The 12,481-nt window shown below is 70.5% G+C and carries 11 protein-coding genes; 7 read left to right on the plus strand and 4 right to left on the minus strand.

From position 1 onward, the window contains the following. Nucleotides 1–22 precede the first annotated feature (22 nt). The 3 genes from B072_RS0122355 (at nucleotide 23) to B072_RS0122365 (ending at nucleotide 2,776) form a co-directional block, all read left to right on the plus strand. Nucleotides 23–781: a creatininase family protein gene (locus tag B072_RS0122355; protein WP_018532210.1), complete on the plus strand. Its 759-nt coding sequence runs from the start codon at nucleotides 23–25 to the stop codon at nucleotides 779–781. A gap of 125 nt (nucleotides 782–906) precedes the next feature. Further along, nucleotides 907–1,767, plus strand: coding sequence for an alpha/beta fold hydrolase (locus B072_RS0122360; RefSeq protein ID WP_018532211.1), 861 nt, complete (start codon nucleotides 907–909; stop codon nucleotides 1,765–1,767). A gap of 130 nt (nucleotides 1,768–1,897) precedes the next feature. Continuing rightward, entirely contained in the window at nucleotides 1,898–2,776 is an 879-nt protein-coding gene (locus tag B072_RS0122365) for a helix-turn-helix domain-containing protein (protein WP_018532212.1), read from the plus strand. A 117-nt stretch (nucleotides 2,777–2,893) separates the two neighbouring features. On the opposite strand, the gene B072_RS49270 is transcribed toward B072_RS0122365, so the two are convergent. The 3 genes from B072_RS49270 to B072_RS0122380 all read right to left on the minus strand — a co-directional run bounded on the left by B072_RS49270 (nucleotide 2,894) and on the right by B072_RS0122380 (nucleotide 5,996). Further along, nucleotides 2,894–3,379, minus strand: a complete 486-nt coding sequence (locus tag B072_RS49270; protein ID WP_018532213.1) for a hypothetical protein — start codon at nucleotides 3,377–3,379, stop codon at nucleotides 2,894–2,896. A gap of 122 nt (nucleotides 3,380–3,501) precedes the next feature. Beyond that, nucleotides 3,502–4,389, minus strand: a complete 888-nt coding sequence (locus tag B072_RS0122375; RefSeq protein ID WP_018532214.1) for a Bax inhibitor-1/YccA family membrane protein — start codon at nucleotides 4,387–4,389, stop codon at nucleotides 3,502–3,504. 119 nt (nucleotides 4,390–4,508) lie between these two features. Then, nucleotides 4,509–5,996: an MDR family MFS transporter gene (locus tag B072_RS0122380; protein WP_234018903.1), complete on the minus strand. Its 1,488-nt coding sequence runs from the start codon at nucleotides 5,994–5,996 to the stop codon at nucleotides 4,509–4,511. A gap of 293 nt (nucleotides 5,997–6,289) precedes the next feature. Between B072_RS0122380 and B072_RS0122385 the strand changes: the two genes are divergently transcribed. Both B072_RS0122385 and B072_RS0122390 read left to right on the plus strand, forming a co-directional pair. Beyond that, nucleotides 6,290–6,778, plus strand: coding sequence for a TetR/AcrR family transcriptional regulator (locus tag B072_RS0122385; protein ID WP_018532216.1), 489 nt, complete (start codon nucleotides 6,290–6,292; stop codon nucleotides 6,776–6,778). Nucleotides 6,779–7,033: 255 nt separating this feature from the next. Further along, nucleotides 7,034–9,766: a helix-turn-helix transcriptional regulator gene (locus B072_RS0122390; protein ID WP_018532217.1), complete on the plus strand. Its 2,733-nt coding sequence runs from the start codon at nucleotides 7,034–7,036 to the stop codon at nucleotides 9,764–9,766. An 11-nt stretch (nucleotides 9,767–9,777) separates the two neighbouring features. On the opposite strand, the gene B072_RS0122395 is transcribed toward B072_RS0122390, so the two are convergent. After that, nucleotides 9,778–10,581, minus strand: a complete 804-nt coding sequence (locus B072_RS0122395) for an alpha/beta hydrolase (RefSeq protein WP_018532218.1) — start codon at nucleotides 10,579–10,581, stop codon at nucleotides 9,778–9,780. 324 nt (nucleotides 10,582–10,905) lie between these two features. On the opposite strand from B072_RS0122395, the gene B072_RS0122400 reads away from it, so the two are divergent. Both B072_RS0122400 and B072_RS0122405 read left to right on the plus strand, forming a co-directional pair. After that, entirely contained in the window at nucleotides 10,906–11,376 is a 471-nt protein-coding gene (locus B072_RS0122400) for an SsgA family sporulation/cell division regulator (protein ID WP_018532219.1), read from the plus strand. Nucleotides 11,377–11,596: 220 nt separating this feature from the next. After that, on the plus strand, nucleotides 11,597–12,442 hold the full coding sequence (locus B072_RS0122405) for a prephenate dehydratase (protein WP_026246165.1): 846 nt from the start codon (nucleotides 11,597–11,599) through the stop codon (nucleotides 12,440–12,442). The last annotated feature ends 39 nt before the right edge of the window (nucleotides 12,443–12,481 follow it).

Raw genomic sequence — 12,481 nt, forward strand, 5'->3', positions numbered from 1 at the left:
CCCCGTCCAGGAGGAGTCCTAGATGCGCGAAGTCCAGTGGAACCGCCTGACCGCCGCCGAACTGTGCGCCCTCGCGGCGCGGGACGCGGCGGTGGTGATCCCCACCGGGGCCACCGAGCAGCACGGGCCTCATCTGGCCACCGGCGTCGACGACTTCCTCGCCACGGAGGTGTGCCATCGGGCGGCGGCGCTGGCCGCCGAGCACACCGGTGTGGTGGTCACCCCTTCGATCCCCACGGGTCTGTCGGAGCACCACATGGCCTTCGGTGGCACCCTCACGCTCAGCCTGCCGACGCTGCACGCGTTGCTGCGTGACATCTGCCGGTCCGTGATCCGGGCGGGCTTCTCCCGCATCCTGATCGTCAACGGACACGGCGGGAACATGACCGCCCTCAACGTCCTCACGACCGAGCTGACCGTGGAGTTGGCGACGCCGATCGCGGTCGCCAGTTACTTCGGCGCCGGGCGGGCGGTGGTGCGGGACACCCTGGAGACCCAGGACGGCCTCATGCACGCGTGCGAGGGCGAGACGTCCATGATGATGGCGGCCCACCCCGGCCTGATCCGCGACGAGCATCTGCCCGAGGCGCACGGACCGCGCATCACGCTGCCGGCGGAGTCCACCGACCCGGTGTACATGGCCGTGCCCTTCGACCGGATCACGGCGACCGGCGTCGCGGGCGACGCCCGGGCGGCGAGTGCGGAGAAGGGCGAGCGGATGCTCGCCGGCTGCGCTGCCGCGTTGGCGGACATCATCGTGCGGGACCCCTGGGCCAAGTAGCACCCACAAACGTCACCGTCTTGACGGGTGACGTACCGCATGACACATTCAATCACCGGTTAAAAGAGTGGCGGCCCGGCATGGCCGGTCCGCCCCAGTACCGAAGTATCCGAAAGGGATTTCCCATGGTGAGCAACAAGGGTGGCCGCAAGCGGCTGACCACCGGTGCGGTCGCGATGGCCGCGGCGGGGCTCGCGCTCGGCGCGATCGCCCTCAGCGGCACCGCCAACGGCGCGACCGGAGCCGCCGCGACCTCCGACGCGGCCCGGCAGACCAAGCCGACCGTCGTCCTGGAGCACGGCGCCTTCGCCGACGCCTCCAGCTGGAACGGGGTCATCGCCGACCTGCGCGCCGACGGCTACCCGGTCGTCGCCGCCGCCAACCCGCTGCGCGGACCGGCCTCCGACGCGGCCGCCCTGCGCACGGTCCTCGACCACGTCAAGGGCCCGAAGATCCTCGTCGGCCACTCCTACGGCGGCAACGTCATCACCCAGGCAGCGACCGACGACCCCCAGGTCAAGGCCCTGGTCTACGTCGCGGCCTTCCTGCCCGCCCCCGGCGAGAGCGCCCTGCAGCTCACCAACAAGTACCCGGGCTCCACGCTCCCCGACGCCCTCGACCCGGTCACCTATCAGCAGGCCGACGGCTCCACCGCGACCGACCTCTACATCCAGCAGGACAAGTTCCGCCACCAGTTCGCCGCCGACGTGCCCGCGAAGCAGGCGGCGCTGATGGCCGCAGGACAGCGGCCGATCGCCCAGGCCGCTCTGGAGGAGAAGGCCACCACGGCGGCCTGGAAGTCCAAGCCCAGCTGGGCCGTCGTCACCACCAAGGACCTCAATATCCCCGTCGCGGTGCAGCGCTTCATGACCGAGCGCGCCCACGCACACACCACCGAGGTCGCCGCTTCCCACTCGGTGGCCGTCTCCCACCCCCGCCTGGTGGCCGGCGTGATCGAACGAGCCGCCCACGCCACCGTCCGCTGACCGTCGACGATCGGCTGACCCTCGAAAGGGCGGCGGGGCGCACCGCCCCGCCGCCCTCGCGCATCGTCTGAAGACATCGCCCGGCACCCTGACGGGTGTGCGGATCACGGAAGGCGGGAGAACGAACGTCATGAACTCACACTCCGACACCCACAGACTCGGCGAGTTCCTCAAGGCCCGCCGGGCCGCGCTGACCCCGCGCGAGTGCGGCCTGCCCACGACGGACTCCCGCCGGGTCGCAGGCCTGCGCCGCGAGGAGGTCGCCCTGCTCGCCGCGATCAGCGTGGACTACTACACACGGCTCGAGCAGGGCCGCGTACGCGCCTCGGCGGCCGTCCTCGACACCCTGACCCGCGCTCTGCGCCTCGACGAGGACCAGCAGAGCTACCTCTACGAGGTGGCCGGGCGGACGGACGACCTGCCGCGCCGGACACGCCGGTCCGTCCAACAGGTACGCCCCGCCATGCGCCGGCTGCTGGCCCAACTCACCGAGACGCCCGCGCTCGTCCTCGGCCGGCGCCTGGACATCCTCGCGTGGAACCGGTCCGCCGTCGCGCTGTACACCGACTTCGCCGCGATCCCGGCGGCCCGACGCAACTACCTGCGCCTGGTGTTCACCCACCCCGCGATCCGGGGCCTGCACCGGGAGTGGGAACACGATGCCCGCGACGCGGTCGCCGCGGTACGCATGGAGGCGGGGGCGGACCCCGACGACCCCGAACTCGCGCGGCTGGTCGGTGACCTGACCCTGCAGGACGCCGACTTCAGCACCTGGTGGGCCGAACACCGCGTCAACAGCGCGACGTACGGCACCAAGCACTACCGCCACCCCCTGGTCGGCGACCTCACCCTGGATTGCGACACCTGGTCCGGATCCGACGACTCCGGTCAGCGTCTGATGGTGCTGACCGCCGAGACCGGCAGCGCTTCACACGACGCCCTGCGCATCCTCTCCTCCTGGACCGCGGATCAGGCGGGCGCGGAACCGACGAAGCCCCGAACCCCATGACGCCCTGAGCCGATCGGCCCGGACGCCGTCCCCACCGCCCACGAGACTCCGCCGACATGCGAACGGACCGGCCTCTTCGCAGAGGCCGGTCCGTTCGCATGTCGGCGGTCCGCCCGCTCATTCGGCCAGCCGGTCCAAGACCTTGGTGGCGAGGCGAAGTGCGGCATGCAGCTCCGTCACCTCCGCGACGGTGGGGCGCACGACAGCGGACCACTCGCCGCGCAAGCGGGGCCAGACCGCCAGCAGCGTCTCGGCGCCCGCGAGGCCCAGCCGGGCCGTGACGTCCGTACGGTCCGCGTTCGCGGGCGTCCAGGACAGCAGGACGCGGCCCTGCGGTATGCGGGACGGTTCGCTCAGCGGCAGCCATGTCGCCATGAGCCGGCCGCGCACGGGCGTCACGACCGCACCGCGGACATCGGCCGGCATCGGTGCCCGCGTCAGCGCGGACAGCTCGACGGGCGCCCGGTCGGCCGCGGAACCCGGTACCAGAGCGAGAAGGGGCCGACCCGCCTTGTCTCCTCCCCTGCGCCACCTCCCGGTTGACGCCGAGCCGACCGGCGAGCGGTCACGGCGCGGCCGGTGCGGCGTGTCGTACGTCGTCATGTTCGTTCCTCTCCATCTCTTTCCTCTCCATGGCGGTGTCTGAGCTGCGTGGCGTCGAGTCTTCCGCGAGCGGGAGTCCGGCACATCGGTCATCTGACTGCCCACGCCGGTGCGTCGGGCGGTCAGTAGAGCTCCTCGGCCGGGTACAAGGTGAACAACCGAATGGTCTCCACATACAGCCAGGTCAGGGTCAGCGTGAGCCCGAACGCGGCCGTCCAGGACAGATCGCGGGACGCGCCGCACGTGATGCCGTCCTCCACCTTCCTGAGGTGCAGGGGCAGAAAGGACGCCGCGAGGACGACACCTACGACGCCCGTGAAGACTCCCAGAACCGCGATACGCAGTCCCAGGCCGTCGGCGCCCAGCACTGGGAACAGGGCCAGGTCGGCGAGAGCGAGCACCCCCAGCCCGAGCAGTCCTGCTCCGGCGAGCGGGCGGAAACGGCGGTCGGCCCGCATCCAGTGCAGGGCCCGGGCGAGGAGGCCTCCGGCGCAGCCGGCCATCGTGCCCAGCACCATCTGTGCGAGGACACCTGGTGACAGATGGCTGGAGACAGAGGTGGAGAGCACCGCGAGAAACACGCCCTGAACCGCGGCGAACGTCAGCGTCAGGGCCGACGACAACACATTCTTGCGGCGCTGGATCACCACGAGTGCCGTTGCGGCCAGTCCGGCGCCGACGGCGATGCCGTAGGCCGCAGCCGTGGAGACCGGGGCGTGTGCCAGCGACGTCCAGGAGAGCACGGCCGCGAGGGTGCTCGCCGCGAGCCCCGCCGCGGCACGGGAGACGACGCCGTCCATCGTCATCAGGTCGGCGACGGGGTGCGGCAGCGATCCCGGGGCATCCTCGCGGAACGGATCCTGGCCGCCCGTGGAACGGCCCGGTGCCACGGCGATCCCCGGCCGTGGGTCCCTGGCCGCCGTCTTCGGTCCGCCGCGCCGCCTGAACTGCGGCCGGGAGAGCACGGGGTTGCTGCTGGTCAGCGAACGCTGCTGTTCGACCGGTGTCACGCCAGGTCCTCTTCTCCGAGTCGAAGGTGTCGGCCGTCCCCAGCGTGTCCGTCCCGACAACCGTCGCGCATCAGTCACATGACGGTGAGGTGTGTCGCGCGGAGGGCGGAGGCGACACGTCAGCGGGCCGGGACTGCTTCCTCGGCGTCGGCGCAGGTGGAGTCGGCGGCATCGGTCCTGTCATCGGTCGTGCGGGCCGGCTTGAGGAAGAGGGCGAGAACGATTCCGACGGCGAGGGTGGGTGCGATCCAGAGATAGGCCATTGCCGTGGCGTCGGCGAAGGCGTCCAGTGCGGTGTCGCGCAGGGCGGAGGGGAGTTGGCCGATGGTGTCGGGGCGGGCGGCGTCGAATCCTCGGGCGGTCGTGAGGCCCTGGACGCGTTCGGCGAAACCGGTGTTGAGCAGGGTACCGAGGACGGCGACTCCGAAGGCCGCGCCGATGGACCGGGAGAAGGTGACGACGGCGCTGGCGGCGCCCAGGTCGGCGGCGGGCACGCTGTTCTGGACGGTGGTCAGCACGACCATGGGGACCATGCCGATCCCGACGCCGGTGATCAGGAAGTAGACGCTCAGCACGAGAGTGTTGGTGGCGGCGCCGATGGTGCCGAGCAGGATCAGCCCGACGAGGTTGGCGGCGAGCCCGGCGAGAAGGATCACCCGCAGCCGTTCGACGTGTGCGGCCCGGCGTCCGGCCAGGGACTGGCTGACGACCAGACCGGCGACCAGCGGCAGCATGTAGATCCCGGACAGGGTGGCCGAGACTCCGTGGACGATCTGGAGGTAGGTCGGCAGGTAGACCAGGACGGCGAACATCGCGGCGTTGGCGAAGAAGCCGATCAGCGAGGAGAAGACCACGGTCCGGGAGCCGAGCATGGCGGGCGGAAGGACCGGGGCGGCGGCGCGGCGCTCGACGGGGACCAGCACTGCGCCGAGGGCGACGGTGGCGACGATCAGGCCGACGATGGCCGGCGAACCCCAGCCCCAACGCTCGCCGAAGGACGTGATGAGGACCAGTCCGGTGGCGATGGCGGCCAGGACAGTGGCACCCAGGTAGTCGATACGGGCCTTCGCGCCCCGGGCGCCGGCGGGCAGCGCACGGGCGGCGACGGCCAGGGCGACGAGGCCGACGGGCAGATTGATCAGGAAGGCCCACCGCCAGGACAGCTGGTCGGTGAAGATGCCGCCGAGCAGGGGACCGACGATGCTGGCGACGCCGTAGACCGACCCGAACATGCCCTGATAGCGGCCGCGTTGGCTCGGGGCGACGATGTCACCGACGAGGGCGAAGGTCAGCACGATCATGCCGCCCCCGCCAACGCCCTGGAGTACGCGGGCGCCGATCAGCTCGGGCAGGTTCTGCGCCAGGCCACAGGCGACGGAAGCGAGCAGGAAGATCGAGGTGGACGCCAGATAGAGCCGCTTGCGGCCGAACATGTCGCCGAGCTTTCCCCACAGCGGCGTCACCGCCGTGGAGGCGAGCAGATAGGCGGCGCTGACCCAGGCGATGTCGTCGAACCCGTTCAGGTCCTCCGCTATCCGGGGCAACGCGGTGGACACGATCGTCTGGTCCAGGGCGGCCAGGAGGACCGCGAGGACGAGCGCGCTCATGGCCGCGGCCACACCACCTGCCGCAGGTGCTGCGGACTGCTGTGTCTTCGACATCAGGACGTGCCTTTCCGGAAGTGATGCACAGGGGTGGCGTGCCGACCGAACCCCACAATGAGCCCCATGGGGCTGGCACTAAAATTAATATCTGTCACTACACTGTAGCACTTACCGCTCGTGAGGCTACTCATGAGAGGCGCTAGAGAACCCATGCTTCACATTCCGCCACTACACTCGGTCCGGTGAGAGCCGACGCAGCACGCAATCTGGAAGCAGTACTGACCACCGGGGCACGCATGCTCGCCGCCGACCCCGGTACGAGCATCGCGAGCATCGCGACCGAGGCGGGTGTGGACCGGCGCACCGTCTACCGGCGCTTCGCCTCCCGCGAGGAACTCCTCGCCGCCATCTACACATCCCGCCTGGAAGCCATCGAGCGGGCCATCGAGGACGCACGACTGCGCGAAGCACCCGTCGCCGTGGCCCTGCACCGCTACGTCGAGAACATCATCGCCGTCAACCGCACCTGGCCCGTCGACCTCACCCACATGCTCGCCGACGACACTTTCCGGACCCGCCGTGACGCGTCCGTGCACGAGACCGACGCCTTCCTGGAGCGTGCCACCGACGAGGGCCTGCTGCGGCCGGGCCTGCCGGAGGGCTGGGCGAGTGCCCTGCTGCCCCAGCTGATGCACCTCGTCTCCAGGGAACGCCCGGAACTGAGCCCCGCGCAGGCGGCGGACATCGTCGTCGACACCCTGCTGCACGGCCTCGGAGCGCCCTGACCCGCACACCCTGCGTCATACGTGTCTGCCCGACCCACCGCCACATACATGTGACGGACCAATCGCGCAACAAGAGCCTTTTCGGCCATACGAGGTGACGAAGTTTCCGGCGGCATCTACTCTGCTGCTTTAGGTGAGGCGGACCGCGAACATGTCATGGTGCCCGGGGTGATCCGTAAGGACACAAAGACGCCTGGGCGGGGGCTTGTTCAGCGGCGAAGGGAGTGGGGGATCGTGGATTCGGGCGTGGGGACAATGATCGGCCGCGAGAGCGAGCAGGAAGTGCTGTCGGCGTTCGTGGCCGACACCGGGGGCCGGTCCCTCGTGCTGCGAGGCGACACAGGCGTGGGCAAGAGCGCGCTGCTGGAACATGTCGTCGACGTCGCGGCGACCCACGCGTACCGGATCATCCGCGCTGCCGGGGTCGAGGCGGAGTCGGAGCTGCCGTTCGCCGGGCTGCACCAGTTCCTGTATCCGCTGTTGTCCCACATCGACCGGCTGGACGACATGCACCGCAAGGTGTTCGACGTCGTCTTCGGACGGAGTGAGGGGACACCTCCCTCCGTCATGACCCTCGGCATCGCCGTGCTCGATCTGCTCTCCCTCGCGGCGTCACAGGAGCCCCTGCTCCTCGTGCTCGATGACGGCCAGTGGATGGATGCCTCGAGTACCGAGGTGTGCGGTTTCGTGGGACGACGGCTGACCGGCAGTTCGGTGAAGCTCGTCGTCGTACTCCGCTCCGACCTGTCCTCGGGCTTCGACACCGCCGCGCTGCCCGAACTGCCGGTGACCACGCTGTCGGAGAAGGCCTCCGAACAACTGCTGGACGCACGGCACCCGGGGCTGGCCCCCCGCATCCGCCGCCTGGTCCTGGAAGTGGCCCAGGGCAATCCGCTGGCTCTGCTCGAACTGCCGCCGCATGTCCGACGAGCGGGCCGCGCCTCCGGGGAACCGCTCGGGTACACCGGCATCCCGCTCCCCGTGCGCCTGCAGCAGGTGTACGGCGCCCGGATCGAGGCCCTCGGCGACGGCGTGCGCACAGAGCTGCTGCGCGGCGCGCTGGACGGTGCCGGCGCGACGGCCGGCAGTCCGAGAGGCACGCGTTACCGCATGTCCGAGGTCGACGAGGCCGTGGACTGCGGCCTGCTGGACGTCGATCCGTTCACCGGAGACTTCGTCTTCCGGCACCCCCTGGTGCGTTCGACCGTCGTACAGACGGCGACACCCAATGAGCGGCGGGCGGCACACGCCATGCTCGCGCAGGTGCACCGGGACGATCTGGAACGCCGCGCCACACATCTGGCGGCCTCGACCATCGACCCCGACGACGAGGTCGCGGCCGTGCTGGAGGCAGCCGCGGACTCCGCGACGGTGCAGGGCGGCGCCCTGGCCGCCGTGGCCTGGCTGACCCGGGCCGCGGAACTGAGCGAGAGCCACGAGGAACGGGCGCGGCGGCTGGGCAGTGCGGCGTACATCGCCGGGCATTCCGGCCAGTTGGACCAGGCCCGGCAGCTGATCCGCTCGGGCTCCGGGTCCGGTACGGGCGATTCGCCGAGCTCGGTGGTCACTTCGGGCTATGTCGCGCTCTTCGAGGACGGGGACGTACGGTCCTCGCACCGCCAGGTCTTCGCGGCGATCGAGAGCATCCGCGACACGGGGGTACGGGAGCCGGACCAGATTCTCACCCGCCTCGTCGACCTGCTGCTGGCGATCAGCCAGTACGCGAGTGACGAGGCCGCGTGGGAGCGCACCCACCAACTGCTGGACAGCCTGGGCGACTTGGTGTCCTCGCAGTCGCGCATCTACCAGGACGCGTGGGGCGACGTGGTACGCCGGGGGGCCGGTGTGCACGAGCGGGTGGAGCGCGTCTTCGTCCGCCTCGCCGACCTGGAACCGTGGGACGTCACCCGGCTGGGAGTCTCCGCGTACCACGTGGACACCCTCAGCCAGTACCGGCCGCATCTGCAGCGCACCGTGGACCGCGAGGTGGAGACGGGGGCACTGGCCGACGCGATGACGATGCTGCATCTGATCATGCTCGACCAGATCGCGGTCGGCGAGTGGTCCGAGGCCCGGCGCACCGGAGAGCACTGCCTGGAGCTGACCACAGCCCACCAGCACGATCTGTTCACGCATCACACCCACGCCTACCTGGGGCAGGTGGCCGCGCTGCGCGGCGAGGTCGAGCAGGCCCGTGAACTGCAGGCCATGGTCGACACCTGGGCCCGGCCCCGCGGCGTCGGCTTCCTCACCCAGATCACCGATGCCATCGGCACCACCGCCGCCCTTGCCGAGGGCGACTACGAGGCCGCCTACCTCCACGCCATCGGGATCACACCCCCCGGAACGTTCGAGCCCTACGCCCACCAGGCCTCCCGCACCCTCCTCGATCTGGTCGAAGCCGCCCTCCACACCGGGCGCGCCGAACAGGCCCGAGCCCATGCCCTCGCGGCCCGGCAGGCCGGCCTCCCCGACATATCCCCGCGCCTCGCCCTCCTCACCTACGGTGCCCTCGCCATGACGGCCACCGACCCCACCGAGGCCGCGGCCATGTACGAGCGCGCCGAAACCCACCCCGACGGCGCCAACCACCCCTTCGAACTCGCCCGCATTCATCTCGCGCACGGCATCCGGCTCCGGCACACCCAGGGACGTAAAGCCGCACGCCTCCCCCTCACTCTCGCCGCGGAGACCTTCGAACGTCTCGGCGCACCCACCTGGACCGAGCGGGCCCGTGCCGAACTCCGGGCCGCGGGCGCATCCGCGCTCGCGCCCTCGGCGCATCTCGCCGCCCTGACCTGGCAGGAGCGCAGGATCGCGGAGCTCGCGGCGAGCGGGCTGACCAACAAGGAGATCGGCCAGCGGATGCACCTCTCGCCCCGCACCGTCAGCTCACACCTGTATCGCGTCTTCCCCAAACTCGGCATCGCCTCGCGCGCCGCACTGCGCGACGCCCTCGCGAAGTCTCCCGGTGACCAGAACGTGTGACCGCGCAGCGTTCAGCCCTCCCCCGGATGTGGGCCTATGCCCCGCCCGTCGAGCCAGCCGAGCACATGGTCGGCGACGAAGCGCCATCCGTTGTCCACGACGAGGGAGTGGGCACGGTCCGCGAACTGCTTGAGGTCCGTGGCGGCCGTGGAGTCGCCGTAGGCCTTGTACGCGGCCCGGGTCACCGAGTCCGGTACGAGCAGGTCCTCCTGGCCGGAGATCAGCAGCAGCGGTCCCCTGCCGGTGTTGCCGAGGTCCGCCACGGCGTACGGGCTGCGTACGGCGCCCGCGCAGCCCAGGTCCGCGAGGAGACGGCGGGGCGCGGGCACCACGTACCGTTCGAAGAGCCGCTCGGCCTCCGCCACGTCGAGGGTGTTCGCGAACACCTTGCGGAACTGCTCCGGGGACAGCGACACCACGGGTTCGGTGCTGTCCTGGTCCGGGGTCCACAGTCCGGGCCGGGGAGCGGGCAGCGGGATGTCGTTGATGGGGGCTGCCGCGATGGCCACCGCGGCCCGGCCGATGTTGACGCCGATGAGGTGCTGGGCGATGAGCCCGCCGACCGAGTGCCCGATGATGACCGGCGCTTTGTCGAAGGAGCGCACGATTCCCGCGTAGTGATCCGTCAACTCGGCGAGGCCGATGCCGTGGAAGGGCTCGGGCGACCGGCGCATCTGCCGGGCGGTGGCTTCCTCTCCCGGCCATCCCGGGGTGAAGGTGCGGAACCCCCGGCCGGCGAAACGCTCGGCCCATGACTCCCAGGAAAGCGCGTGCAGCCACTCACCATGGATGAAGACGACGGGCGTACGGTTCACGGTTGGCTCCTCCGAGCATGACGACCTTCATTCGGCTCCGGCACGCGGGCGACGGTTCCAGGATCGTTCAGGCACAGGTCAGGGGCGACAGTCGAATGACTTAATGTCGGCGCCGCACAGGCCCGGGAGAGGGCTGACGTGTCGTTGGGCGCGGCATCAAGACGGGGGCACAAAGTCGGACAGTGGCCCGTTTGTCGGGCGTCGTCCACCGAGCTCACCGTGAAAGTCGGTGCATCCCGACGGTCAACTTACTTATGTACGAAGGTCCCGCGGTGACGAGAGTGGGTCGGGTCAGCTTCCGCCCCAGAGAAGGGCCCTCCCGTCATGAACGGCGACCACCTCGGCGTCCGGGCTCCCCGGACAGCGCCGTACGACTGCGGCCCTGAGCTGATCCTGGACATCGAGCGTGTGCTGGGCATCTCGGCGCGGCAGGCCGTCAAGGCGGAGTTCCGGTTCGATCCCGGGTCTCCCCTGATCGTCTGCGTGGAGTTTCTCGTCGCGGGCGGCCCCCGCGTCCTGTGGCGGATCGGCCGCGATCTGCTCCAGCAGGGGCTGCACTCGGTGAGTGGTCTCGGTGACGTCCAGATGTGGCCGGCGCACCCGGAGGCGGACGTGGCCACCGCCCGGCTGCGGTTGGCCTCCGGGGACATGGCGGCCTTGTTCGAACTGCCCGTGTCGCCGCTGGCGGAGTGGCTGGAGCACACCTATGAACTCGTTCCCGCCGGTGCCGAACTCTCCGAGATGGACTGGGACTCGGCGACGGCAGACCTGCTCCAGGGCCCCACGGCCCCGTAGGACTGATCACCCGGCACGCGGCGCAGTCCGCAGGCGCCCCGACTGCTGCGGCGGTTCGCACCTCCCCTTCCCACGGACGCCTGCGGGACCGGATCCACGGCAGGCGGCGCACGCGGGAGTCTCTCCTCGTGGACAGCATCGCGGCGCTCCGTCGTCTTCGGTCTACGGTTGCTCTCCTGCCGACCGAAGGCGCCGGCTCTCCGAGCGAAAGACACGTACCGTGACGAGCGTTGCTTACCAGGGCGAATACGCTTCCAATTCCGCGACCGCCGCCCAGAGGCTCTTTCCCGGATGCGCGGAACTGCCCTGCACGAGCTTCGAACAGGCCCTGGACGCGGTGACGCTCGGCGCCGCCGACGTGGCGGTGATCCCGGTCGACAACTCCGCCGCCGGGCGCGTGGCCGACGTGCACCACCTGCTGCCGGAATCGGGCCTGTTCGTGGTCGGCGAGTACTTCCTCGCCATCCGATTCGACCTCGTGGGCGTCCCCGGGACGTCGCTCGCCCAGGTGGAGCAGGTCCGCTCCCATGTGCACGCGCTCGGACAGTGCCGCAAGGTGCTGCGCGAGGGCGGCTGGCGGACGCTGATCACCGATGACACGGCGGGCGCGGCACGGGAGGTGGCGGAGCTGGGTGACCCGCGGCACGCGGCTCTCGCCCCGCCCGCCGCGGCCCGGCACCACGGCCTGGACGTGCTGCGGGCGGGCGTCGAGGACGACCCGGACAACACGACGCGCTTCGTCGTCCTGTCCCGCCACGCGGACTTCGCCCCGCTCACGGACGAGCCGACGATGACGAGCCTGTTCTTCGCCGTGCGGAACATCCCCAGCGCCCTCTACAAAGCGCTGGGCGGCTTCGCCAGCAACACCGTGAACCTGACCAAGATCGAGAGCTATCAGATGGGTGCGGGCCTCAACCCCAGCTGCTTCTACGTCGAGATCGAGGGCCATCCCGACGAGAACCGGGTCGCCCTCGCCCTGCAGGAACTGCACTTCTTCTCGTCCGAGGTCCGCGTTCTCGGCGTCTACCCGGCACACCCGCACCGGCTGCGCGAGCAGACCTCGTGACGCGTCGCCTGGTGGCGGCCGGCCCGTCGTGGGCAGCGG

The organism is Streptomyces sp. HmicA12, assembly GCF_000373565.1.
GTDB lineage: Bacteria > Actinomycetota > Actinomycetes > Streptomycetales > Streptomycetaceae > Streptomyces.